Here is a 20967-nt window from a genome sequence, read left to right as displayed (position 1 = left end):
AGGAGCGGTCACAGTGCTTGATCCGCAGGGTTTGTACGCATGGGAGCCGAAGGGCCTCGCCGTGGTCGACATGGCGCTCGCCCAGGAGTCGGCCGGACTTGTCATGCTCTACCACTTCGACGGATACATCGACGCGGGTGAGACCGGCGACCAGATCGTCGACCGGCTCCTCGACTCTCTGCCCCACCAGCTCGTGGCACGCTTCGACCACGACCGGCTCGTGGACTACCGGGCCCGCAGGCCGCTGCTGACCTTCACCCGGGACCGCTGGACCGACTACGAGGTCCCGGCCATCGAGGTCCACCTCGTCCAGGACGCCACCGGCGCCCCCTTCCTGCTGCTGTCCGGGCCCGAACCGGACATCGAGTGGGAACGGTTCGCGGCGGCCGTACGGCAGATCGTGGAACGGCTCGGCGTCCGGCTGTCCGTGAACTTCCACGGCATCCCCATGGGCGTCCCCCACACCCGTCCCGTGGGCCTCACCCCCCACGGCAACCGCTCCGACCTGGTCCCGGGACACCGCAGCCCCTTCGAGGAGGCCCAGGTGCCCGGCAGCGCCGAAGCGCTGCTGGAGTACCGCCTCATGGAAGCCGGCCACGACGTGCTCGGCGTCGCCGCGCACGTCCCCCACTACATCGCCCGCTCGCCCTACCCGGACGCGGCGCTGACCGTACTGGAAGCCGTCACGGCCGCCACGGGCCTGGTACTGCCGGGCGTCGCGCACACGCTGCGCACCGAGGCCCACCGCACCCAGACCGAGATCGACCGGCAGATCCAGGAGGGCGACGAGGAGCTGACGGCGCTCGTCCAGGGACTCGAGCACCAGTACGACGCGGCGGCAGGCGCCGAGACCCGGGGCAACATGCTCGCCGAACCGGTCGACATCCCCTCCGCCGACGAGATCGGCCGCGAGTTCGAACGCTTCCTGGCGGAGCGCGAAGGCGAGAACTGAAGCCGCCGCCCCGTCGCACGGCCCACACCGGCCGTGGCGCCGTCACCGACAGGGCCTAGGCTTCCTCTCATGCTGAAAGTGGGCCTGACCGGCGGGATCGGCGCCGGCAAGAGCGAGGTGTCACGGCTGCTCGTGGAGCACGGGGCGGTACTGATCGACGCCGACCGCATCGCACGCGAGGCCGTGGCGCCCGGAACACCCGGGCTCGCCGCCGTGGTGGATGCCTTCGGCGCGGACATCCTCACCGCCGACGGCAGCCTGGACCGGCCCCGGCTCGGCTCCATCGTCTTCGCCGACCCCGGGAAACTGGCCGTGCTCAACGCGATCGTGCACCCCCTCGTCGGCGCCCGCTCCAGCGAACTGGAGGCGGCGGCGGCCGAGGACGCCGTCGTCGTCCACGACGTCCCGCTGCTCACCGAGAACGGGCTGGCCCCTCTGTACGACCTGGTCATCGTCGTCGACGCCAGCCCCGCCACCCAGCTCGACCGGCTGGTACGGCTGCGCGGCATGACCGAGGACGACGCACGCGCCCGCATGGCCGCGCAGGCGACCCGCGAACAGCGCCGGCAGATCGCGGACGTCGTGATCGACAACGACGTGCCCCTCGACGCCCTGAGGAAGCGCGTGGCGGAGGTCTGGGACGGCCTCGTACGCCGGGCACGCGGACCCCGCACGGCAGCCCCGGACGACGCACCGCGGACGGACGGCACGGAATAGCGGACCGCGCCCGCGCGTTGAACCCCTCCAGCAAGGGAAGGACTCAGCCGTGCCCGAGACCAGTGGTTCGTCCGGACGTACTCCGGAGACGCATGTCATCGACTTCCGCGCGGCCGAACAACTGCTCAACGCGCGGGACCCGCGGGGCGCGGTGAAACTGCTCGACGGCGTCGTCGCCGCACACCCCGAGAACACCGCGGCCCGGCTGCTGCGCGCGCGTGCCTTCTTCGCGGCCGCGCAACTGCGGCCCGCCGAGCTGGAGTTCACCATCGTGCTGGAGCGGGAACCGGACAACGCCTTCGCGCACTTCGCGCTCGCCCGCACCTACGAACGCCAGGGCCGCCCCGACCAGGCGAAACGACACTTCCGGCTGGCCGCCGCACTCGACCCCAACCCCGAGTACCTCAAGGCCGCCCGCTTCGACTCCTGATCCCGGCGACCGCCGGCTGCCGTCACGGGCGGCGGATCCCCGCCGTCAGCCGTGCCGGTACGGAGGGACGTCCGGCCCCGGCTGATAGTGCGGGCCCTGCCGCAGATGCCTGAGGATCACGGCCAAGTCCACCGTGGCCACCAGCCACAGCACCCCGCAGGCGGCGGCCCAGCCGGGACGCCCGACCAGCGAGAACACGGCCGTGCCGAAGATCGCCCAGACGATCCCCCACAGGCTCAGCCAGAACCGCGCCCGCAGCGCACTGCGCGCGGTCACCGGCTCACTGCCCGTACGCATCCGGATCACCGTTCCCGACTTCAACGTACTCTTCCCCCAGGACGCGACCAAGGGGGTCACCGCTTGCTGCCCGACGCCGACGAACTGGCCGAGGAACTGCTCGACCTGGCCGTACCCCACGAGGACATCGACGACCTGGTACGCGTGGGCCGCCACGTCCGCGACGACCCGGAACTGCGGCAGTCGCTGGAGAACGCCGTCGCGGATCTGGTGCGCGACATGGGGGCGACCCACGGCGGCGCCGATCTTCCCGACCCCGACGTGCCCACCGACGCGCTGCGACGCTGCTTCCCAATCCACGTCTTCGTCGCGGCCCTGCCCCACGTCCGCCGGTACCACCGGGAACGCGGCATCCCGGCCGACGTCACCCGGCGCACCCTCGCCGACCTCGGCCGGAACATGGCCGCCCACCGGGCCCGCCACGGAACGGCCGGCATCCTGGCGCCGCGCTGGCTCACCCTGCACTTCCGCGGCGAGCTGTACCGACTGGGACGCCTGCAGTACCAGCGTGCCCCGCTCGGGGAGCCCACCGCGGCGGCTCTCACGGCGGCCGGGCTGGACGTGACCCCGCAAACGCCCTGCCTGAGCCTGCACATACCCGGCTGCCACGGCCCGCTGACACCGGCCGCCTGCGACCGCTCACTGGCGCTGGCGGGGGAGTTCTTCGCCCGCCACTACCCGGAGGAGAGGCACCCGGCCGCCGTCTGCCACTCCTGGCTGCTCGACCCCCAGCTCAAGCGGTACCTGCCCGCACACTCCAACATCGTCCGCTTCCAGGAACGCTTCCGCACCGCCCACCAGGACACCGAACCGGCCGACACCACGCCCGTCCGGTTCGTCTTCGGCGACCCGGACCTGCCGTACGCCGACCTGCCGCGGCGCACCCCCGTCGAACGGGCCGTCGGCGACCACCTGAGAGCCGGACGCCACTGGTACGTCGGACACGGATGGTTCCCGTTCCCCAGTACCTGACTCGAACGAGTGAACCGCCACCCTCCCGGGAACGCCCGCTCCCGCCCCACCCGTTCTCCCGGCATGACGGTCGAAATGCGTGAGGGATACGAAGGAACAGGACCCGGTGCGATCACCCCGGACGGCTGCGCGGTCGAGCTCTACACGCGGCTCCCGGTCGGCGGCGAACCGGACGTCATCACGAGCGCCGTCCCCGCCGGGGCGCACATCCTCGAACTGGGCAGCGGAGTGGGCCGCGTGACCCACGCCCTGCTCGAACGCGGCTTCACGGTCACGGCGGTCGACGAGTCCGCCGAGATGCTCGCCCGCGTCCGCGGGGCACGCACGATATGCGGGCCGATCGAAAAGCTGGAGCTGGACGAGAAGTTCGACGTGGTGATGCTCGCCTCGTTCCTCGTGCACGCCGGCGACATCGAGGTGCGCCGGGGCCTGCTGCGCACCTGCGCCCGGCACGTGGCGGAAGGCGGCTGCGTGCTCATTCAGCGGGAGGGCGAGGACTACCACTCCGACGTACCGAGAGAGCGGGTCGACCCGAGCGGCTTCACCGTGCGGATCGCGTCGGACGAGCCCGTCGGCGACGGAGTGCGCGCGGTACGCGCCGAGTACGTGTTCCCGGACGCGGTCTGGACGCAGACGTTCCGGAGCCGGCCGCTGACCAAGGAGCAGTTCGAACAGGCGCTGGCGGAGGCGGGACTTGAGGTGGACACGTATCTGACCCCGGACCGGACATGGGTGAGGGCGATGCCGGTGGTCCAGGAGCGATGAGTTCGCGGGACGAGGCCGGTCTACCTCTGTGACAGCAATCGGGACCGCTTCACCCAGGAGACCACCATGTCCGAGACCGCCGCCCCCAGCACCTCCACCGCCACCTCCACCACCCGCGGCCGATTCGCCAGGATCGCCCTGCGCTCGGTGCAGGTGCTGCTGGCCCTGTTCTTCGGGATCGCGAGCGCGCTGCCCAAGCTGATCGCCCACCCGTCGGCCGTCGAGTCCTTCGACAGAATGGGATGGGGCAGTGCGGCCATGTACGCCATCGGCGCGCTCGAACTGGCGGGCGCGGTGGCGCTGTTGGTGCCGGTCCTGCAGTCGGTGGCGGCGATGGCGCTGAGCGCGCTGATGGTGGGCGCGTTCATCGTCCAGGTCACCGTCTTCGACGGTCAGAACGCGGCGACCCCGCTGATCCTGATCGTGCCGCTCGCACTGATCGCGTGGACCCGGCGTGCCCACAACCTGGACCTGCTGGCCCTGCTGCGGCGCGCGGGACGCCGGGCCTGATCTCGGCCCCCGGAGGAGACGAAACTACCGCCCCCGTGAACGCCCGCCCGTTCCTCCGGTCCCGCCCGTCCTGCCGCGCCCGCGGGAGCCCTGCGCTCGTCCCGTACCGGGCCCACTCGGGCCACCGGACCCGACAGACCCACCAGGCCCGCCCAGGCCACCCATCCCGCCCGGTGCCCCCGGTCCGCCGAGTCCGCCCAGCCCGCGCAGTCGTTCCAGCTCGCGGCGGTCCCGCTTGGTGGGGCGGCCGGTGCCGCGGTCGCGGAGGCCGGCCGGAGCCACGGCCTCGCGGGGCGGCGGAGGCGGGGAGTTGTCGATGTAGCACTGCACGGCGACAGGGGCGCCGACGCGTTTGCGGATCAGCCGCTTGACGATCACGACGCGTTCCCGGCCCTCGTGCCGCAGGCGCACCTCGTCGCCGACCCGCACGGAGTAGGCCGGCTTCACCCGCTCGCCGTTGACGTGCACGTGCCCGCCCCGGCAGGCGGTGGCGCCCAGGGAGCGGGTCTTGATCAGACGGACGGCCCAGATCCAGCTGTCGATCCGTACGCTCTCGCCCTTCCCCGGACCGGCCGCCTCGGCGGCGGCCACCGCGGCGGCGACCTTGGGATCGAGCGGCTGGGAGTCCGCGGCCCCGGAGCCATCGGCGGCCGGGACGGGAGCCGGTTCGCCCGGCCCGCCGCTGTCACGGTGCACGTTCTCGTCCGCATCCTCGGAAGCCATGCCCCGACCCTAACTCGCCGGACCCGGCAGGCCGGGCGGATTTTCCGGCGGCCGTTCCGCGTACGAACCCGCCTGTCCATCGGCGGGGCGCGGTGCGCGAGTCTCCGGGGTTGACGCCCCGCCGCACACGGTCCGCCGGCCGCGTCGCCCATGCATGGGACACGCATACGACGGGCATACGGTGGCGGCATGGACGACAGCAGCGACCTGGCCCGGCTCGACCGGCGCGTCGCGGAGTGCCGGGCCTGCCCCAGGCTCGTCGAGTGGCGTGAGGAGGTGGCCCGGACCAAGCGGGCCGCGTTCGCCGACTGGACGTACTGGGGGCGGCCGGTGCCCGGCTTCGGCCCGCCCGACGCGCGACTCGTGATCATCGGACTCGCGCCGGCGGCCCACGGGGGCAACCGCACCGGACGCATGTTCACCGGTGACCGCTCCGGCGACGTGCTGTACCAGGCGCTGTACGACGTGGGCCTCGCCTCGCAGCCCACCTCCGAGCGGGCCGGCGACGGCCTGGAGCTCTACGGAGTCCGCGTCACCGCACCCGTGCACTGCGCCCCGCCCGCCAACAAACCCACCCCCGGCGAGCGTGACACCTGCCGCCCCTGGCTGGTCCAGGAGCTGCGGCTGCTGCGGCCGACGCTCAGGGCCGCCGTCGTGCTCGGCGCCTTCGGCTGGCAGGCTGCGCTGCCCGCGTTCGCCGAGGCGGGCTGGCCGGTGCCGCGCCCGCGTCCCGCGTTCGCCCACGGCGCCCGGGTCGCCCTCGGCGGCCTGGACGTCTTCGGCTGCTTCCACGTCAGCCAGCGCAACACCTTCACCGGCCGGCTCACCGCCGAGATGCTGCGCGAGGTGCTGCGCACGGCCGCGGACACGGCCGGGTTGCCCTGACCGCTTCCCCGTAGCCCGGGCCCGGCCTCATGCCAGGACTGAAGGCCGCCACGTCTCAGGGCTGCCACGTCTCAGGGCCGCCACACGTACCTGCCACGTCTCAGGGCCGCCACACGTACCGTACGTCCGGCTCGCGCTCCTCGTTGCCGCTGCCGTCCGTGTGCTCGACGGCGACGAAACCGTGCCGTTCGTAGAAGCGGTGTGCCGGCTTGTTGACCTGGAAGGTCCACAGCGTCAGCCCCCGCGGACTGCGCTCCTTGGCCAGGGCGACGAACCGGTCCCCGACGCCTCGCCCGCGCCACCCGGGATCCAGGTAGAGCTGCGACAGCAGGTCGCCGTCCAGGACCATCACGCCGACTGTCCGGCATTCTGCCGCCGTCTCCACGGCGATCCAGGTCTCCCGCAGCGGTACCACCACGTCGCGGAAGTGGCCCCGCACGTCGTCGTCGGTGCGGGGCCGGACGACCGTGGGCAGGGCGGCGGCGAAGGACCGCAGCCAGACGTCGGCGGCCGCACCCGCGTCCGCCGCCACCGCCCGCCGCAGCACGATCCCGTCCCCGGACGTCATCGGTCCGTTCCCGGGTCCGGCACGGCGGCCGTCGCCGTGATCTCCACCAGCTGCCCGGTGTATCCGAGGCAGGCGACCCCGAGCAGCGTCGACGAGTGCGGCCCGCGGCTCAGCCCCGAGGCCTCGACGACCTCCCACACCGAGGACAGCACGGCGGGCTCGCCGCTGACGACGTACACCTCCGTCTGCAGCACGTGCTCCAGGCCGCTGCCGACGGCGTGCAGCTGTTCCGTGAGGTTGGCGATCACCTGCTCCGCCTGCCGCACCGGATCGCCGGGACCGACCACCTCGCCCTTCTCGTCGAGCGGGACGGCCCCCGCGAGGAAGGCGAGCCTGGTGCCGGCCTCGACCACGGAGGCGTGGGAGTAGGCGGGCGGCGGGAAGAGCGCGGGGGAGGTCACACGCCGGATCATGGCGGCTCCTGGGGTGGTGGGCGGACAACCTCCCGATCATCCGAGGACCACGCGGCCCGGCGCACCCGAATTTCCGGCCCGACGGCCGAGGCACGGGAACCCGCGAGGTCCTAACGGGATTCACCGCCCCGAAACGTCGTCGTCCCAGGCGTTCGGGACGGGCCCCGTATCCTGGTATCCGCACTTGAAGCGCCCGGCCACTGTCGTCCGAAGGCCCAAGCCGCCCTCGTATGGACAGGAGCCCCGTGTCGCGCCCCGCCGCACTGCCACTGCCGCTCTGGCTCACGCATGCCCTGCGCACCCAGCGGGGGCCCGTCCCGTGGAGCGCGCTGACACGGGGCGCGCTCGCCGCCGGGCCGCTGCTGCTCGCCGGAATGCTCGCGGGCCGGACTCCGCTGGGCGTGCTCGCCGCCATCGCCGCGATGCTCGCCGGCATCAACGACCGGCCCGGCAGCAGGCGGGCCTCCGTGAAGCGACTCGGGGTGCCCGCGCTGGCCGGGACCGTCGGGCTGCTCGTGGGCTCGTACGCGGGGCAGCAGTTGTCCGCGGTGCCGCTGACCCTGGTCCTCACCGGGCTAGGACTGGCCGCCGGAGGCGTCAGCGCCGTCGGGCCGGTCGCCTCGGCCGCCGGCACGCAACTGCTCGTCACCGCCGCCGTCGGCGCCGGGACGCCGCCGGCCGGGAGCGGCTGGCAGCAGGGCGCGGCCTTCCTGGCCGGAGCGGGCTGGCTGCTTCTGCTGCGCCTCGTCCTGCCCACGCCCGGCTCGCTCGCCGGTGACTTCCGGTTCGACGGCGAGCGGACGGCGGTCGCCGACGTGTACGACGCCATCGCCGCCCTGATCGACGCCACCGGAAGCACGAGCGCCACGGCCCGGCGGGCCGCGCTCACCGCCGCCCTCGACCACGCGCAGGACGCGCTCGCCGGACCCCGCTTGCGCCGCCGCGCCAGTTCCGCCGCCGAGCGCCGGCTGCACGCCCAGTTCACCGCCGCGCTGCCCCTCGCCGAGGCCGCCACCGCCCTGGCCTGGGCGGGCGAGCCGGTCTCCGCGCGGGCGGCCGAGGGCCCCCGGCGGCTCGCCGCCGCCGTCCGCGGCAACACCGGCACCGGACCGCTGCCGGCGCCCAGCCGATCGGCGCCGGCGCTGCGCGCCCTGGACGACGCCCTGCTGCGTGCCGCCGAGACCTTCGACCGGGCCGGGGACGGCGCACAGCGGCTGCCCGCCCGGCGCCGGGGGGTCAAGGCCGCGGTCCGGGCCGTGTTCGGCACCGGCGGGCGGGAGTACGGACTGCGTGTCGCCGTCTGCTTCGGGGCGAGCGCGGCCGTCGCCCAGGCGCTGCACGACGCCCGCTGGTACGGGCAGCACCAGCACTGGTACTGGCTGCCCGCCACGACCGTCTTCCTGGTCAAGCCCGACCTCGGGCCGCTCGCCTCCCGGGTGCTGTGCCGGGCCGCCGGTACCGTGCTGGGCGCCCTCGTGTTCGCCGGGTTCGCCGCGCTGCTGCCCCGGCCGGAGGGGCTGGTCGTCCTGGTGACGGTGTGCGGGGCGCTGGTCCCCCTCTCCACCCGCAACTTCGCCGCGCTGACCGCCGTCATCACCCCCCTGGTGCTGGCGCTGGTCATGATCGGCGGCGAGCGGCAGGCCTCGCTGAGCCGCATCGCCGAGACCCTGCTGGCCTGCGCGATCGTGCTGATCGTCGGTCATCTGCCGATGCCGGGGAAGCGGGGCGGAGGGGTACGGGCCCGGCTCGACACCGCCGGGAGCGCCGCGCACGCCTACCTGGTGCACGTGCTGAGCGAGTCCGGCGACCGCGCCGAACGTTGGGCTCTGCGCCGCGAGGCGTACCGCACCCTCGCCGAGGCCCGTACCGCCATCGCGGTCTCCGCCGCCGAGCTGCCCGCACTGGCCCGGCACACCGAGGGCACGGACACCGTCGCCGTCGTGCTGGAACGTCTCGTGGACACCACCACGGCCTGCGCGGTGCACCTCGACGACACCGGACGGCTCACCGCCCGGCACACCGAACTGCTGCGGGACCTGCTCGACGAGCTGGAGCGGCGCGAGGCGTGGACCGTGCCGCCCGCCGCGGCATAGCCAGCTCCCTCAGGGGCTCGTAACGCGCGCGTCCGGCCGCGGAAGGAAGAAAATCCACGCGCCGGAAAAAATCTTCGCGCGCTCCGATGAGTTCCCGGTCCGCCGCCGGTCACCACCCGGAACCGACCTGATACAGGCCGTAGGACAGGAGGGCCCATGTCGCTTCCGGAGATCGTCTCGCGCGAGCGGTGGCGCGCGGCACGGGAGGCGTTGCTGCTCAAGGAGGACGCGGTGCGCAGGGCGCGGGAGGTGCTGAGCGCCGAGCGGCGGCGGCTGCCCATGGTGGAGGCCGACCCGGAGTACGTGTTCGAGGGCGGCGACGGCAAGGCGACGCTCCTCGACCTCTTCGAGGGCCGGACGCAACTCGTCGTCCACCACTTCATGTTCGACCCCGAGTGGCAGGCCGGCTGCCCCTGCTGCGCCGCCTTCCTCGACCAGGTCGGCCACCTCGCCCATCTGCACGCGCGCGACACCTCGTTCGCGGCCGTGTCCCGGGCCCCCTTCACCCGGATCCTGCCGTTCAAGGCGCGGATGGGCTGGGCGGTGCCCTGGTACTCCTCCTGCCACAGCGATTTCAACCGCGACTTCGAGGCGACCGTGGAGCGGGCCGGGGCACTCGTGGAACGGCCGGGGCTCAGCTGCTTCCTCCGGGACCGGGACCGGGTCTTCCACACCTACTCGGTCCACGACGACGGCCTGGACACGCTGGGCACCACCGCGGGCCTGCTCGATCTGACCGCGCTCGGCCGCAGCCCGCTGGGCAGCGACCGGCTCCGGTACCACGACGAGTACGCGGACTGACCGAGCCGCGGATCCGGCACGCGCCCGGCACGACGACTGCCCGGCTCGCCGGCACGACGGCCGGCGGTGCGACGCGCGAGCCTGACACGGTATGCGCCGAACCCGTCGCCGAACGTACGGTTCGTGTCGCAAGGTGCACGGATCCTCACGGTCCGCGCTGAACGGGTGTCGACATGGTCTCAGTCGGGTCACTGGGCGAGGCGTTCGCCCTCCTCAGAGCGTTAACTCCTACGAGTACAACGCTTCTGGAGGTGCGAGATGGTGAACGGGCGAACGGTGCTCGAACGCTTTCCCGCAGGCGGCCCGCGCGGATCGTGGCCCGCCGAGGAATTCGCGCACGCGCGACGTCTCGAGGGCCTGCCCGCCGAGGTCGTGATGGACCTGGCGACGGACACGTTCCTGGTGATCGTGCGCGGCGGGGACGGCGCCGAGTGAGGCCGCTCAGGCCGGCTTCGGGGCCGGTATCCGCGCCGTGAACTGCTCCGCCTGCAGCGCGTACAGCTCGGCGTAGACACCACCCCTGGTCAGCAGCTCCTCCGGGGTGCCGGACTCCACCAGCCGTCCGTGCTCCAGCACGTGCACCAGGTCGGCGTGACGGACCGAGGCCAGCCGGTGGGTGATCAGCACGACGGTCTGCCCGCTGCCCGCCAGTGCCCGGATCTTCTCGAACACCTCCAGCTCCGCCCGCGCGTCCAGCGCCGCGGTGGGCTCGTCCACGATCAGGATCCGCCCGCGCCGGTACGCGGCCCGGGCGATGCCCAGTCGCTGCCACTGGCCGCCGGACAGCTCGTGGCCGCCGCTGAACTCGCGGGCGAGCAGGGTGTCGAGACCGCGCGGCAGCTCGGCGACCACGTCCTCGGCGCCGGCCTCGGCGAGCGCCGTGGCCAGCCGCTCCTCGGTCAGGGCGGCGGAGGGCCGGCCGATGGCCACGTTCACCCGGGCGGTGAAGGGCCAGCGCTTGAAGTCCTGCGCCACCATCGCGACGCGCTCGGCGAGCAGCCTCCGGTCGGCGTCCGCCGCGTCGACGCCGTCCCACAGGATCCGCCCCCGGTCCGGGGTGTAGAGGCCCGCGAGGAGCTTGACGAGGGTCGTCTTGCCCGAGCCGTTCTCGCCGACGAGCGCGATGATCCGGCCGAGGGGGAACGTGAGGGACACGTCGTCGAGGGCCGGACGGGTCGTGTCACCCGGGTAGCTGAACGTGACGTGCTCGAACCGGATCTCCTCGGGCTCCTCGGGCAGCGGCCGGCCGCCGGCCGGGATGGCCCGCTCGGCTCCCTCGGCGTACAGCCGCTGCAGATCGCCCACGAACAGGGCCTCCTCGTGCAGCTCGTTGATCTCGAGCACCAGGGTGTCCAGGCTCGCCGCCCCGGTACGGATGGCGATCACAGCGGTGCCGGCCACCGCCAGCGCCATCGCGCCGGTCAGCAGCAGCGCGCCCAGCGTGGCGTACGTCGCGACGGTCGCGAGGCCCGTCCAGGCGGCCGCGATCAGGCCGGTGCGGGCGGCCAGCCGGGACAGCCGGGCCTGTTCGGCCTCCGCGGACTCCGACATGGACCGGTAGTGCCGCAGCAGGAACGGGCCGACGCCGTGCACCCGGATCTCCGGGGCGGCGGCCGGTTCGGTGAGCAGGTGACCGATCAGGTGGCCGGCGCGGGAGTGCTGAATCCAGACGTGGAAGGACTCGTAACGGCGGCGGGCGTTGGTCAGGGCGCTCCAGGCGCTGGGCAGGGTCATGGTGACCAGCAGCGGGAGCAGGGCCGGATGCAGCACGGTGAGCACTCCGGCCGCGGCGACCAGGGAGATCACCGCATTGATCACCCGGGCCCCGTACATGATCATGCGGCGGGCGGACTGGGCGCCGTACCGGGCCGTGTCCAGCAGTTTGTGGAAGGCGTGGTCCTCGATCGCGGCCAGTTCCACGTTGGCCGCCCGCTCCAGGTACAGCTCGGTCGCCACCCGTTCCACCTTGGGCTCCAGCCGTCCGGTGGCATACGTGGAGGCCGCCCGCAGCAGCGCCGCGACCAGCATCATGGCGGCGACGACGGCCAGGGCGGGGACGGCGTCGCGCAGCCGCCGTTCGATGTCGGCGCCGGCCAGCAGCCTGCCGAGCGCGCTGTTCACGGCCAGCAGGCTCACCGCCTGGGCCACGCCCCGGCCCGCCTCGGCGGCCAGTACGGTCCGCGCGGCCGACGGATCGGCCTGCCGGGCCAGCCGCAGGCTGGAGGCCAGCATGCCGGGCAGCCGCACCACCATCGCCCGGAAACCGAGCTCCAGGAAGGCGTCGGCGTGCTTGTTCCATCCCATGTCGTAGCGCAGCGGCCCGCCGAACAGCAGCCGCTCCGACGCCGAGACCTCAGGGCCGGCCGCCGTACGCCTCTTCCGCACCTGGAACCTCCCCCGAGGGCGCCGTGGACCGCCCCTGGCTCTCCGTGAACCACCGAGGGCCGGCCGCGGCGCGCGGCCGGCCCGGGCGGCTGGCCTTACGGTCACGGCCACTATCGCGGCCGGGGCCGGCGGCGGGGCAGGGCGCGAGCGGGGGTACCGGGGGCGCGCGGGGAGCACTGGCGGGGGAGCGAGGGCTCGGCTCGGGGCTGTGCGGGGTGTGGGGTACGGGAGGCTGGCCGCACGCGGAAGGCCTACCGTCTCGGGGGAGCCGGTGGCGCTACGCCGAAACGGCCCGGGACCAGTCCGGGGTCGTGCCGGTCACCCGGCACAGGGCCAGGTACAAGGGGATCGGCGGGGTGTACGGGACCGTGCTCTCGGGGCGGTGGATCAGCCGGGCGGCGTCGGGGACGGGGGCGCCGGTGGCGTAGTGGGCGGGGACGGGCCAGGGGAGGGCGTAGTCGGAGTCCGACGGAACGATCCACCACCAGTGCGCCCCGTCGGCGTACACGCAGCCCACCCGGGGCAGCCGCGGCACGATCAGCGGTCCGAGGCGGTCCGGCACGGCTACGGCGTCGCAGCCGAGCGGGGCCGTCATGCCTTCCGGGACCACCGGGCGGCGGACCTGGGCCGGTATCCGCCGGTGGCGTCCGAGACGGACCAGGGTGTCCAGGCCGAGCGGCCTGCCGCACGCGTCGGCGGCGCTCACCGGTGCTCCCGCGTCCGGCGCCGTTGCGCCGGGGCCCGGTGCCGCCCCTGCGCCTCCTCCTCGTCGCCGGGGCCGGGCGGTGGGCCGCCGGGCTTGGGGCGGGTGCCCCAGCCCAGGTCGTTGCGCGGTTCGGAGAGATCGTGGGCCGCGTCGGTCTGGCGGGCCAGCTCGGCCCAGACCAGCAGCCCGGGCCCGTGCTCCTGGGCGCCCCAGGCCCGGCACAGCGTGTCCACCAGCAGCAGCCCCCGCCCGTGCTCCTCGTCGGGCCGCTGCGGGGAGGGATGGGGTTCGCCGGGTGCGCAGCCCTCGTCGTGCACGGCTATGCGCACGGTGTCGTCGTGGTCGTGCAGCTCGCATACGACACGGCTGCTCGCGGTGTGCACGATCGCGTTGGTGACCAGCTCGGATATGACCAGGGCCGCGGTGTCGCAGGTGTCCTCGCACACCGACCAGCCGGTCAGCCGGGCGCGTGCCAGACGCCTCGCCTGCGCGGCGGAGCCCGGGTGCGCGGCCAGCTCGAAACGGAACCGGCGCCCGCCGGTGTTCCTGTCAGGGGTCGCCGCCTCGCCCGCACTCGAACCTGCTCGAGCGGGGGAACCGCCATCGGCGCCGAGACGCGGGGCGTCTGCGGCGGTGTCTGTTCCTAAGGGCGCGGACGGAATCACGCTTGCCACTATCTCCCCGGCGTGAACACTTGGCAAGTGTCACTCTGAAAAATGCAGAGTGCTGTGTGACTCGATGGGAGGCCGTGGCACACTGCTCGCAACAGCACCTCGCGCGGCGCCAATTGGGACCGTCGACGATCCCCCGGATCATCGAACGGGTCTTCGAACGGCGCCGCAGGGCTGTCGGGAATCTTTTGTCCCGGACTCTTTTGTCATGGCGGATCGTGCCGGAGGTGGAGCGTGAGCGAACCGCGGTCCGCGCCGACCGTGGGCCAGGTGGTCCTCGGCAGGCGCCTGCTGGACCTGCGGGAACGCGCCGGGCTGAAACGCGAGGAAGCCGCCCGCGTCCTGCGTGTCGCCCCCGCCACCATCCGCCGGATGGAGATGGCCGAGGTCGCCCTCAAGATCCCGTACCTGCAACTGCTGCTGAAGGCCTACGGAGTCCCCGACGACGAGGCCGAACTCTTCGTCCAGCTCGCCGAGGAGGCCAACCGGCCGGGGTGGTGGCAGCGGTTCCACGACATCCTGCCGGGCTGGTTCTCGATGTACGTCAGCCTCGAGGGCGCGGCCGGTCTCATCCGCTCCTATGAGCCGCACTTCGTCCCGGGCCTGCTGCAGACCGAGGACTACGCGCGCGGTGTGCTGAAGTCGGGCGCCATCGGCCAGACCAGCCCCGACGACATCGAGCGCCACGTCGCGCTGCGCATGCGGCGCCAGAACCTGCTCACCCGCCCCGACGCGCCCCGTTTCTGGGCGGTGATGGACGAGACCGCCCTGCGCCGCCCGGTCGGTGGTCCCGAGGTCATGCGCGCGCAGATCGACAAGTTGCTCGAGGCCACGAAGCTGCCCAACGTCACGCTCCAGGTCGCCCCGTTCGCCAACGGGCCGCACCCGGGGACGTACGGGCCCTTCGTGCTCTTCCGGTTCGCCGTGCCCGAACTTCCGGACATGGTCTACAGCGAGTACCTGACCGGCGCGGTCTACCTGGACGCGCGCTCCGAGGTGGCGACCCACCTGGAGGTCATGGACCGCATGGCGGCGCAGGCCGCCACTGCACAACGCACGAAGGAGATCCTGCGGGATCTCCGCAAGGAGCTGTGAATGGATCGCATCACGCCGCGCAGTCGCGTCTACAACGGCATGCCCGCGGGGGAGTTGGGCAGCGAGGGGTGGCACAAGCCCTGGAGCGGCGGCAACGGGGGGAACTGCCTGGAGGCGATGAAGCTCGCCGACGGCCGGATCGCCGTACGCCAGTCGACCGACCCGGACGGGCCCGCGCTGATCTACACCTCGGACGAGATGACCGCCTTCATCGAGGGCGCCAAGGCGGGGGTGGCCGACTTCCTGCTCTCCTGAACGACTGATGATTGCCTTTAACCAACTTGTTTGTGGTGAGCTCCACTTGATTGTCCAACGCGTCAGACGCTCACGGATCGCCGTATGACAGGGCCACGGAGAAGCTCAAGGCGGCCGGAGTCACCCTGGCCCTGCGCTCCCGCGAGGAGTTCGCCCGCTTCTTCAACGGCCTCGACCTGCTGGAGCCGGGCGTCGAGGTCGTGCACAAGTGGCACCCCGAACTGGGCGAACCGGTGCCCGGTCAGGACGACGGGATGATTCCGGGGTACGGGGCGGTGGCACGCAGGCGATAGGCGCGCCGGTCGCCGGTCGCCGGTCGCCGGTCGGTTCACGGGGCGTCGGTCGTGGGCCGGCCGGCGACCGGCGATGGGGCTAGGCGGTCATCGGCCGGTCGTGCGCCGATATCGGCGCCGGGAGGCGGGAGCCGCCCGTCAGGTAGTGGTCGACGGCCGCCGCCACCGCCCGCCCCTCCGCTATCGCCCACACGATGAGCGACTGACCGCGCGCCGCGTCCCCGGCGGCGAAGACACCGGGGACGTTGGTGGCGAAACCCTCGTCCCGGGCGATCGTGCCGCGCGGCTGCATGGCCAGTCCCAGCTGCCCGACGAGCCCGTCCTCCCGGTCCGGCCCGGAGAAGCCGAGGGCGAGCAGGACGAGGTCCACGGGCAGGGTGCGCCCGGTGCCCGGCACCGGCTGCCGCCGCTCGTCGACCTCGACCAGGTGCAGCGACCGGACGTGCCCGCTGTCGTCACCGGTGAAGCGGAGCGTGGACGCCGCGAACAGCCGGGCGTCCGCGTCCGCCGCCGGAGCCGTCCGCAGCTCCCCCGCCTCCTCGTGCGCGGCGGACAGCCGGTAGATCTTCGGATACGTCGGCCACGGCTCGGTGTCCTCGTCCCGCTCGGCGCCGGGCTGCGCGTAGATGTCCAGCTGGCTCACGGACGCCGCGCCCTCACGTACCGCCGTACCCAGACAGTCGGCGCCGGTGTCCCCGCCGCCCACGATCACCACGTGCTTCCCGGCCGCGGACAGCGGCGACGCCTCCAGGTCCCCCGCGCACACCCGGTTGGCCAGCGGCAGGTACTCCATCGCCTGGTGTATTCCACGCAACTCCCGCCCCGGCACCGGAAGTTCCCGCCATGCCGTCGCACCCGTGGCGAGCACCACCGCGTCGTACCGCGTGCGCAGCTGGTCCGCCGGGACGTCCCGCCCGACCGCCGTCGACGTACGGAACTTCGTCCCCTCGGCCCGCATCTGCTCCAGCCGCCGCTCCAGATGCCGCTTCTCCATCTTGAACTCGGGAATGCCGTAGCGCATGAGCCCCCCGAGCCGGTCGTCCTTCTCGTACACCGCGACGGTATGACCGGCCCGGGTCAGCTGCTGCGCCGCGGCGAGCCCCGTCGGCCCCGACCCGATCACGGCGACGGTCCTGCCCGACAGCCGTTCCGGGGGCCGCGGCGGGGTGAATCCGTCCTCCCAGGCCCGATCGGCGATCGCGCACTCGACGTTCTTGATGGTGACCGCCGGCTGGTTGATCGCGAGCACGCACCCCGCCTCGCAGGGCGCCGGGCACAGCCGCCCGGTGAACTCCGGGAAGTTGTTCGTCGCGTGCAGCCGGTCGCTTGCCGCCCGCCAGTCCTCCCGGGAGACCAGGTCGTTCCACTCGGGGATGAGGTTGCCCAGCGGACAGGCCTGGTGGCAGAACGGAACGCCGCAGTCCATACAGCGGTCGGCCTGCTTGCTGATGATGGGCAGCAGCGCTCCGGGGACATAGACCTCGTCCCAGTCCCGGACCCGTTCCTCGATGGGCCGCCGCGGCCACTCCTGCCGCGGTGTGGTCATGAACCCCTTGGGATCGGCCATGGTCGTGTTCCTCGCGTACGGGTACCCGGGGTACTCGGTGTACGACGGGCCGTGCGTCATCGGGCGGCACCCTTCCGGCCACGATACGTCCCCCTCCCCACCCCCGCAGAGTGGCCGACAGCGCTTTCTCGGAGCCCGTCTCGACGGGGAGCCGGCCGTTTCCTCCCGGCCCCCGGCGCGGGCGGAAGCCGGAACCGGGAACCTCAGCCGGCGTCGGCGGCCCCCGCCCATTCCCGCAGCACACCGGCCAGGGCCGGCGCGATCCGCCGGCGCGCCTCGTACCTCGGCACTCCGCTCATGAGGAGCTGGTCGTACGGCGTGTCCACATGCCGTACGGCGGCCACGACCGCCGAGGTCACCGCCCCCTCCGTCAGCGCCCGCCCGGCCGCGCTCCGCCCCACCCTGCCGCTGCCCCGCGCCGACGCGTGTGCCGCGATCGCCCGAGCCCGATCGGCCGGGCACCCCGGGAACAGGCGAACGATCTCCGCCGCGAACGCCGCCGTGAACCGCTCGTCCTCCACCGCCCGGCGCCGGGCGTCCCGGGCCCGCCGCCGGCGTCGTGCCTCCGCGTCCGCCAGGCAGCGCGCCTCGGCCCGGGCGAGCGCCGGCTCCTCCACGAGCAGGCCCCGCCGGTCGTAACGGCCCCGGCGCCGGTCGAACCGCACCACCACCGCCCACAGCGCGCTCTCCTCCCGCGCCCTGCGGGTCAGCGCCGTGTCACCGCGCGGCAGGAAGACCAGGTGCCCGAGGTCGGCGCAGTCCAGACAGCGCGGCACGCCGTCCTCCAGCACGAGCAGCGGCAGCGGACCACGCCTGCACCCCGCGCAGTGTTTGCGCCGCTGGGGCTGGACCACGACAAGCCCACCCGGATACAGAGGAATTGGAGATACCGCCATGGGTGGTTCCTTCCCCGTGCCGCCCGCCCTCTCCCGCCCTCCGGGGCCGCACCCGGCATCATGGGCCTGTGCGACTCGAAGCGATCACCTGGGACCGGCTCGCCGAGCGGCTGGCCGACCGGCTCCTCGAGCTGGAACCGGCCGACGGCGGCGCCTGGCCGCGAGCCGGCTTCGACGGAGCACCGGCCGCCCACCCGGGCGACCTGGCCGAGCGCGTCGCCCAGGCGCTGCGCGTACGGGGGCGGCCCTCGCTCGTCGTCGGCGCGGAGGACTTCCTGCGCCCCGCGTCCCTCCGGCTGGAGCACGGCCGCCGGGACGCCGAGTCGTACTACGGCGGCTGGTTCGACACCGGCGCCCTGTGGCGTGAGGTGTTCGGCCCGCTCGACCCCGGTGGAAGCGGCCGCGTCCTGCCCGACCTGTGGGACCCGGTCACCGACCGCGCCACCCGCAGCCCGTACGTCCAACTCCCGCCCGGCGGAATCCTGCTGATGCACGGCCCCCTCCTGCTGCGCCACTGGTTCCCGTTCGACCTGACCGTCCACGTCCTCCTCTCTCCGGGCGCCCTGCGTCGCCGCACCCCGGAGCCCGACCACTGGACCCTCCCCGCGTTCGAGCGCTACGCGGCCGAGACCGCACCCGACGCCGCCGCCGACGTCCTCGTGCGCGCCGACGACCCCCGCCACCCCGCCTGGAACGGCTGAACGGGCCGGCCCGGCGCCTGCTCCACGAGAGGCCGCGGCCTCTCCGCCGGTACGGTCACAGCCAGCCGTTGCGCCTGAAACCCCGGTACAGCACGAGGCAGGCCAGTGCCATCACACCCATGACCAGCGGATATCCGAACCGCCAGCGAAGCTCCGGCATGTGGTCGAAGTTCATGCCGTAGACGCCGCACACCATCGTGGGCACGGCGACCACGGCCGCCCACGCCGTGATCTTCCGCATGTCCTCGTTCTGCGCGACCGTCACCTGCGCGAGGTGCGCCTGCAGGATCGAGTTGAGCAGTTCGTCGAACGCGGCTATCTGCTCCTTGGCCCGCATCAGGTGGTCGGACACGTCCCTGAAGTACGCCTGTATCTCCGGGGGGACCGCGCGTATCGGCCGGGTGGCGAGATCCTCCACCGGACGTCCGAGCGGCACCACCGCGCGCTTCAGCTCCAGCAGCTCACGCTTGAGCTGGTAGATGCGCCCCGGGTCGGCCCGCGCGCCGCCCTCCGAGAACACGTCCGTCTCCACCTGCTCGATGTCGGCCTGCACCGCGTCCGTGACGTTCAGATACTCGTCGACGACATGGTCGGCGATCGCGTGCAGCACCGCCGCCGGGCCCTTGACGAGCTGCGCCGGATGCGCTTCCAGCTCCTCGCGCAGCGGCCCCAGCGACCCGTGTCGGCCGTGCCGTACCGTGATGACGAAGTCCTCGCCGACGAACACCATGATCTCGCCGGTGCCGACCACCTCGCTCGTCGCCGTCAGCTGCTCGTGCTCCACGTAGCAGACGGTCTTGAACACGGTGAACAGGGTCTCCGCGTACCGCTCCAGCTTCGGACGCTGGTGGGCCTCCACGGCGTCCTCCACCGCCAGCGGATGCAGGTCGAAGAGCCGGGCGACGTCCGTGAACTCACTGTCCGTCGGCTCGTGCAGCCCGAGCCAGACGAATCCCTCGCCGCTCTTGCGCACCTTGGCCACGGCGTCCACCAGGTCGGAGCACCCGGGAACCCGCACCCCGTCCTGATAGGTCACGCAGTTCACCACCGACGAACCGAGCGGTGACCGGGCGGGATGGCTCAGGTCCACGCGCGGCCGCCGTCGGGCCAGCCGCGCCACCTTGCGCAGCCCGCCGGCCCTGCCCAGTCCGGTGACCTTCCGCAGATTCCCTGCCATGGACATCTGGATCTCCTCGCGTGGATCTCCTCGCACAACGTTCTCGCGTCCTGCCCGGCAAGTGTGCCAGTCACGCGAAAAGTCCGTGCGGGCCTGTGGGAACGGTGACTTCCGCTTTGTTCCCGCCTGTGGACAGTGCCCGTTCCCGCAGGCCGGCCCGCCGAGTGCGATGCTCGCGGCATGACATCATCCGACGGATATCTCCTGGACAACCAGCAGGACGAAGCGGAGGAGCGCTTCCACGCCTTCGCCTCCCTCTTCGACCCCGCGACGTTCCGGCACCTCGAAGCCCTCGGCGTCGGTCCCGGCTCGCGGTGCTGGGAGGTCGGCGCCGGCGGCACCTCCGTGGTGTCATGGCTCGCCGAGCGTGTCGGCCCCACCGGCGAGGTCGTCGCCACCGACATCGACACCACCCGGCTCGCCGCCGCTGCCCGGCCCCCGGTCGAGGTGCGCGTCCACGACGTGGGCGGCGAGGAGCCGCCGGGTGCCGGCTTCGACCTGGTGCACGCCCGGCTGGTGCTGGTCCACGTCCCGGACCGGGAAAGAGCCCTGCGGTCCATGATCGAGGCGCTGCGGCCCGGGGGACACCTGCTGATCGAGGACGCCGACCCGGCCCTCCAGCCGCTGCTCTGCCCCGATGAGCAGGGCCCGGAGCAGCGGCTCGCCAACCGGCTGCGCAACGGCTTCCGCAGCCTGCTCGCCGAGCGCGGCGCCGACCTGTCGTACGGCCGCAAGCTGCCGCGTCTGCTCCGTGAGGCCGGACTGCACGACGTCGAGGCCGACGCCTACTTCCCCATGACCTCGCCGGCCTGCACCGCCCTGGAATCCGCGACGGTCCGTCAGATCAGGGGCCGGCTGGTCGCCGCGGGCCTCGCCACCGACGAGGAGATCGACCGTCACCTGGCCAACGTGCGGACCGGCGGGATGGACCTGGCCACCGCGCCGATGATCTCCGCCTGGGGACGCAAGGGCTAGGCCGTGTCCGCAAAGTCGCGTCTGCGTCGCGACGCCCGGCACGCACTCTCGCCGCACCGGCCGAAAGCCCGAGTACACCCAGTACGAGGGCATCCGGCCGGCACTCCCCCAGCCTTCGGC

General features: G+C 73.1%; 25 protein-coding genes. 15 read left to right on the top strand and 10 right to left on the bottom strand.

Annotated elements, in window-relative coordinates:
• Positions 1-13: 13 nt before the first annotated feature.
• The 3 genes from ACZ7JA_RS33490 to ACZ7JA_RS33480 all read left to right on the top strand — a co-directional run bounded on the left by ACZ7JA_RS33490 (position 14) and on the right by ACZ7JA_RS33480 (position 2099).
• Positions 14-952, top strand: a complete 939-nt coding sequence (locus tag ACZ7JA_RS33490) for a PAC2 family protein (RefSeq protein WP_389304293.1) — start codon at positions 14-16, stop codon at positions 950-952.
• Between the two features lie 69 nt (positions 953-1021).
• The gene (coaE, locus tag ACZ7JA_RS33485; RefSeq protein WP_351672414.1) at positions 1022-1669 is read left to right on the top strand and encodes a dephospho-CoA kinase; all 648 of its coding nucleotides are present in this window, start codon (positions 1022-1024) and stop codon (positions 1667-1669) included.
• A 49-nt stretch (positions 1670-1718) separates the two neighbouring features.
• On the top strand, positions 1719-2099 hold the full coding sequence (locus ACZ7JA_RS33480; RefSeq protein WP_351672416.1) for a tetratricopeptide repeat protein: 381 nt from the start codon (positions 1719-1721) through the stop codon (positions 2097-2099).
• A 45-nt stretch (positions 2100-2144) separates the two neighbouring features.
• On the opposite strand, the gene ACZ7JA_RS33475 is transcribed toward ACZ7JA_RS33480, so the two are convergent.
• Positions 2145-2396 (bottom strand): DUF6343 family protein, encoded by a 252-nt coding sequence (locus tag ACZ7JA_RS33475; RefSeq protein ID WP_351672418.1) that lies wholly within the window; start codon positions 2394-2396, stop codon positions 2145-2147.
• 63 nt (positions 2397-2459) lie between these two features.
• Between ACZ7JA_RS33475 and ACZ7JA_RS33470 the strand changes: the two genes are divergently transcribed.
• The 3 genes from ACZ7JA_RS33470 to ACZ7JA_RS33460 all read left to right on the top strand — a co-directional run bounded on the left by ACZ7JA_RS33470 (position 2460) and on the right by ACZ7JA_RS33460 (position 4643).
• Positions 2460-3368, top strand: a complete 909-nt coding sequence (locus ACZ7JA_RS33470) for an acyltransferase domain-containing protein (RefSeq protein ID WP_389304296.1) — start codon at positions 2460-2462, stop codon at positions 3366-3368.
• A gap of 75 nt (positions 3369-3443) precedes the next feature.
• Positions 3444-4133, top strand: a complete 690-nt coding sequence (locus ACZ7JA_RS33465) for a class I SAM-dependent methyltransferase (protein WP_351672422.1) — start codon at positions 3444-3446, stop codon at positions 4131-4133.
• 66 nt (positions 4134-4199) lie between these two features.
• Entirely contained in the window at positions 4200-4643 is a 444-nt protein-coding gene (locus ACZ7JA_RS33460; RefSeq protein ID WP_470812201.1) for a DoxX family protein, read from the top strand.
• A 24-nt stretch (positions 4644-4667) separates the two neighbouring features.
• On the opposite strand, the gene ACZ7JA_RS33455 is transcribed toward ACZ7JA_RS33460, so the two are convergent.
• Entirely contained in the window at positions 4668-5366 is a 699-nt protein-coding gene (locus tag ACZ7JA_RS33455; protein WP_351672426.1) for an RNA-binding S4 domain-containing protein, read from the bottom strand.
• A 189-nt stretch (positions 5367-5555) separates the two neighbouring features.
• Between ACZ7JA_RS33455 and ACZ7JA_RS33450 the strand changes: the two genes are divergently transcribed.
• Positions 5556-6251, top strand: coding sequence for a uracil-DNA glycosylase (locus tag ACZ7JA_RS33450; RefSeq protein WP_351672428.1), 696 nt, complete (start codon positions 5556-5558; stop codon positions 6249-6251).
• Positions 6252-6351: 100 nt separating this feature from the next.
• Here ACZ7JA_RS33450 and ACZ7JA_RS33445 read toward each other — a convergent pair whose 3' ends face one another.
• Together ACZ7JA_RS33445 and ACZ7JA_RS33440 are read right to left on the bottom strand one after the other, a co-directional pair.
• Positions 6352-6819, bottom strand: a complete 468-nt coding sequence (locus ACZ7JA_RS33445; protein ID WP_470812198.1) for a GNAT family N-acetyltransferase — start codon at positions 6817-6819, stop codon at positions 6352-6354.
• Positions 6816-7232, bottom strand: a complete 417-nt coding sequence (locus ACZ7JA_RS33440; RefSeq protein WP_450745309.1) for a RidA family protein — start codon at positions 7230-7232, stop codon at positions 6816-6818. The genes ACZ7JA_RS33445 and ACZ7JA_RS33440 overlap by 4 nt, the downstream gene beginning before the upstream one ends.
• 245 nt (positions 7233-7477) lie before the next feature.
• Here ACZ7JA_RS33440 and ACZ7JA_RS33435 point away from each other — a divergent pair, with 245 nt between their 5' ends.
• From ACZ7JA_RS33435 to ACZ7JA_RS33425, 3 genes are all read left to right on the top strand, one after another.
• The gene (locus tag ACZ7JA_RS33435; RefSeq protein WP_470812195.1) at positions 7478-9325 is read left to right on the top strand and encodes an FUSC family protein; all 1848 of its coding nucleotides are present in this window, start codon (positions 7478-7480) and stop codon (positions 9323-9325) included.
• Positions 9326-9481: 156 nt separating this feature from the next.
• Positions 9482-10126, top strand: coding sequence for a DUF899 domain-containing protein (locus ACZ7JA_RS33430; protein WP_470812193.1), 645 nt, complete (start codon positions 9482-9484; stop codon positions 10124-10126).
• Positions 10127-10384: 258 nt separating this feature from the next.
• Positions 10385-10561 (top strand): hypothetical protein, encoded by a 177-nt coding sequence (locus ACZ7JA_RS33425; RefSeq protein WP_167357441.1) that lies wholly within the window; start codon positions 10385-10387, stop codon positions 10559-10561.
• Between the two features lie 6 nt (positions 10562-10567).
• Here ACZ7JA_RS33425 and ACZ7JA_RS33420 read toward each other — a convergent pair whose 3' ends face one another.
• The 3 genes from ACZ7JA_RS33420 to ACZ7JA_RS33410 form a co-directional block, all read right to left on the bottom strand.
• Complete coding sequence (locus ACZ7JA_RS33420; RefSeq protein ID WP_351672459.1) at positions 10568-12430, bottom strand: ABC transporter ATP-binding protein; 1863 nt, start codon at positions 12428-12430, stop codon at positions 10568-10570.
• A 358-nt stretch (positions 12431-12788) separates the two neighbouring features.
• On the bottom strand, positions 12789-13217 hold the full coding sequence (locus tag ACZ7JA_RS33415) for a hypothetical protein (protein ID WP_351672439.1): 429 nt from the start codon (positions 13215-13217) through the stop codon (positions 12789-12791).
• A complete protein-coding gene (locus ACZ7JA_RS33410) occupies positions 13214-13918 on the bottom strand; it encodes an ATP-binding protein (RefSeq protein WP_389304310.1) in 705 nt (234 codons plus the stop codon). The genes ACZ7JA_RS33415 and ACZ7JA_RS33410 overlap by 4 nt, the downstream gene beginning before the upstream one ends.
• 204 nt (positions 13919-14122) lie before the next feature.
• Between ACZ7JA_RS33410 and ACZ7JA_RS33405 the strand changes: the two genes are divergently transcribed.
• From ACZ7JA_RS33405 to ACZ7JA_RS33395, 3 genes are read left to right on the top strand one after another with little or no spacing between them, the layout of a single operon-like run.
• Positions 14123-14983, top strand: coding sequence for a helix-turn-helix domain-containing protein (locus tag ACZ7JA_RS33405; protein ID WP_351672443.1), 861 nt, complete (start codon positions 14123-14125; stop codon positions 14981-14983).
• Positions 14984-15238, top strand: a complete 255-nt coding sequence (locus tag ACZ7JA_RS33400) for a DUF397 domain-containing protein (protein ID WP_351672445.1) — start codon at positions 14984-14986, stop codon at positions 15236-15238.
• A gap of 50 nt (positions 15239-15288) precedes the next feature.
• Positions 15289-15531: an SAM-dependent methyltransferase gene (locus ACZ7JA_RS33395; protein ID WP_470812189.1), complete on the top strand. Its 243-nt coding sequence runs from the start codon at positions 15289-15291 to the stop codon at positions 15529-15531.
• 79 nt (positions 15532-15610) lie between these two features.
• Here the strand turns inward: ACZ7JA_RS33395 and ACZ7JA_RS33390 are convergent, their stop codons facing one another.
• Both ACZ7JA_RS33390 and ACZ7JA_RS33385 read right to left on the bottom strand, forming a co-directional pair.
• The gene (locus ACZ7JA_RS33390; RefSeq protein ID WP_470812295.1) at positions 15611-17098 is read right to left on the bottom strand and encodes a glutamate synthase subunit beta; all 1488 of its coding nucleotides are present in this window, start codon (positions 17096-17098) and stop codon (positions 15611-15613) included.
• A gap of 203 nt (positions 17099-17301) precedes the next feature.
• Positions 17302-17994 carry a DUF2293 domain-containing protein gene (locus tag ACZ7JA_RS33385; RefSeq protein ID WP_351672447.1) on the bottom strand — a complete coding sequence of 231 codons (693 nt, stop codon included), beginning with the start codon at positions 17992-17994 and terminating at the stop codon, positions 17302-17304.
• 68 nt (positions 17995-18062) lie between these two features.
• On the opposite strand from ACZ7JA_RS33385, the gene ACZ7JA_RS33380 reads away from it, so the two are divergent.
• Positions 18063-18695, top strand: coding sequence for a nucleoside/nucleotide kinase family protein (locus tag ACZ7JA_RS33380; RefSeq protein WP_389304314.1), 633 nt, complete (start codon positions 18063-18065; stop codon positions 18693-18695).
• Between the two features lie 55 nt (positions 18696-18750).
• On the opposite strand, the gene ACZ7JA_RS33375 is transcribed toward ACZ7JA_RS33380, so the two are convergent.
• Complete coding sequence (locus ACZ7JA_RS33375; RefSeq protein WP_470812187.1) at positions 18751-19878, bottom strand: magnesium and cobalt transport protein CorA; 1128 nt, start codon at positions 19876-19878, stop codon at positions 18751-18753.
• Positions 19879-20052: 174 nt separating this feature from the next.
• Between ACZ7JA_RS33375 and ACZ7JA_RS33370 the strand changes: the two genes are divergently transcribed.
• Positions 20053-20847, top strand: a complete 795-nt coding sequence (locus ACZ7JA_RS33370; protein WP_389304316.1) for a methyltransferase domain-containing protein — start codon at positions 20053-20055, stop codon at positions 20845-20847.
• The last annotated feature ends 120 nt before the right edge of the window (positions 20848-20967 follow it).

It is taken from the genome of Streptomyces sp. NPDC038135 (assembly GCF_055601245.1).
Note: the sequence above shows the minus strand (reverse complement) of the source record. Positions and strands in the feature narration are given on the sequence as shown.

Bases quoted from the DNA above. Each gene is read 5' to 3' on its own strand.
- coaE (WP_351672414.1), top strand. From the start codon at position 1,022: ATGCTGAAAGTGGGCCTGACCGGCGGGATCGGCGCCGGCAAGAGCGAG.
- ACZ7JA_RS33440 (WP_450745309.1), bottom strand. From the start codon at position 7,232: ATGATCCGGCGTGTGACCTCCCCCGCGCTCTTCCCGCCGCCCGCCTAC.
- ACZ7JA_RS33390 (WP_470812295.1), bottom strand. From the start codon at position 17,098: ATGGCCGATCCCAAGGGGTTCATGACCACACCGCGGCAGGAGTGGCCG.
- ACZ7JA_RS33445 (WP_470812198.1), bottom strand. From the start codon at position 6,819: ATGACGTCCGGGGACGGGATCGTGCTGCGGCGGGCGGTGGCGGCGGAC.
- ACZ7JA_RS33400 (WP_351672445.1), top strand. From the start codon at position 14,984: ATGGATCGCATCACGCCGCGCAGTCGCGTCTACAACGGCATGCCCGCG.
- ACZ7JA_RS33460 (WP_470812201.1), top strand. From the start codon at position 4,200: ATGTCCGAGACCGCCGCCCCCAGCACCTCCACCGCCACCTCCACCACC.
- ACZ7JA_RS33450 (WP_351672428.1), top strand. From the start codon at position 5,556: ATGGACGACAGCAGCGACCTGGCCCGGCTCGACCGGCGCGTCGCGGAG.
- ACZ7JA_RS33385 (WP_351672447.1), bottom strand. From the start codon at position 17,994: ATGGCGGTATCTCCAATTCCTCTGTATCCGGGTGGGCTTGTCGTGGTC.
- ACZ7JA_RS33455 (WP_351672426.1), bottom strand. From the start codon at position 5,366: ATGGCTTCCGAGGATGCGGACGAGAACGTGCACCGTGACAGCGGCGGG.
- ACZ7JA_RS33370 (WP_389304316.1), top strand. From the start codon at position 20,053: ATGACATCATCCGACGGATATCTCCTGGACAACCAGCAGGACGAAGCG.
- ACZ7JA_RS33375 (WP_470812187.1), bottom strand. From the start codon at position 19,878: ATGTCCATGGCAGGGAATCTGCGGAAGGTCACCGGACTGGGCAGGGCC.
- ACZ7JA_RS33475 (WP_351672418.1), bottom strand. From the start codon at position 2,396: ATGCGTACGGGCAGTGAGCCGGTGACCGCGCGCAGTGCGCTGCGGGCG.
- ACZ7JA_RS33430 (WP_470812193.1), top strand. From the start codon at position 9,482: ATGTCGCTTCCGGAGATCGTCTCGCGCGAGCGGTGGCGCGCGGCACGG.
- ACZ7JA_RS33420 (WP_351672459.1), bottom strand. From the start codon at position 12,430: ATGGGATGGAACAAGCACGCCGACGCCTTCCTGGAGCTCGGTTTCCGG.
- ACZ7JA_RS33465 (WP_351672422.1), top strand. From the start codon at position 3,444: ATGCGTGAGGGATACGAAGGAACAGGACCCGGTGCGATCACCCCGGAC.
- ACZ7JA_RS33425 (WP_167357441.1), top strand. From the start codon at position 10,385: ATGGTGAACGGGCGAACGGTGCTCGAACGCTTTCCCGCAGGCGGCCCG.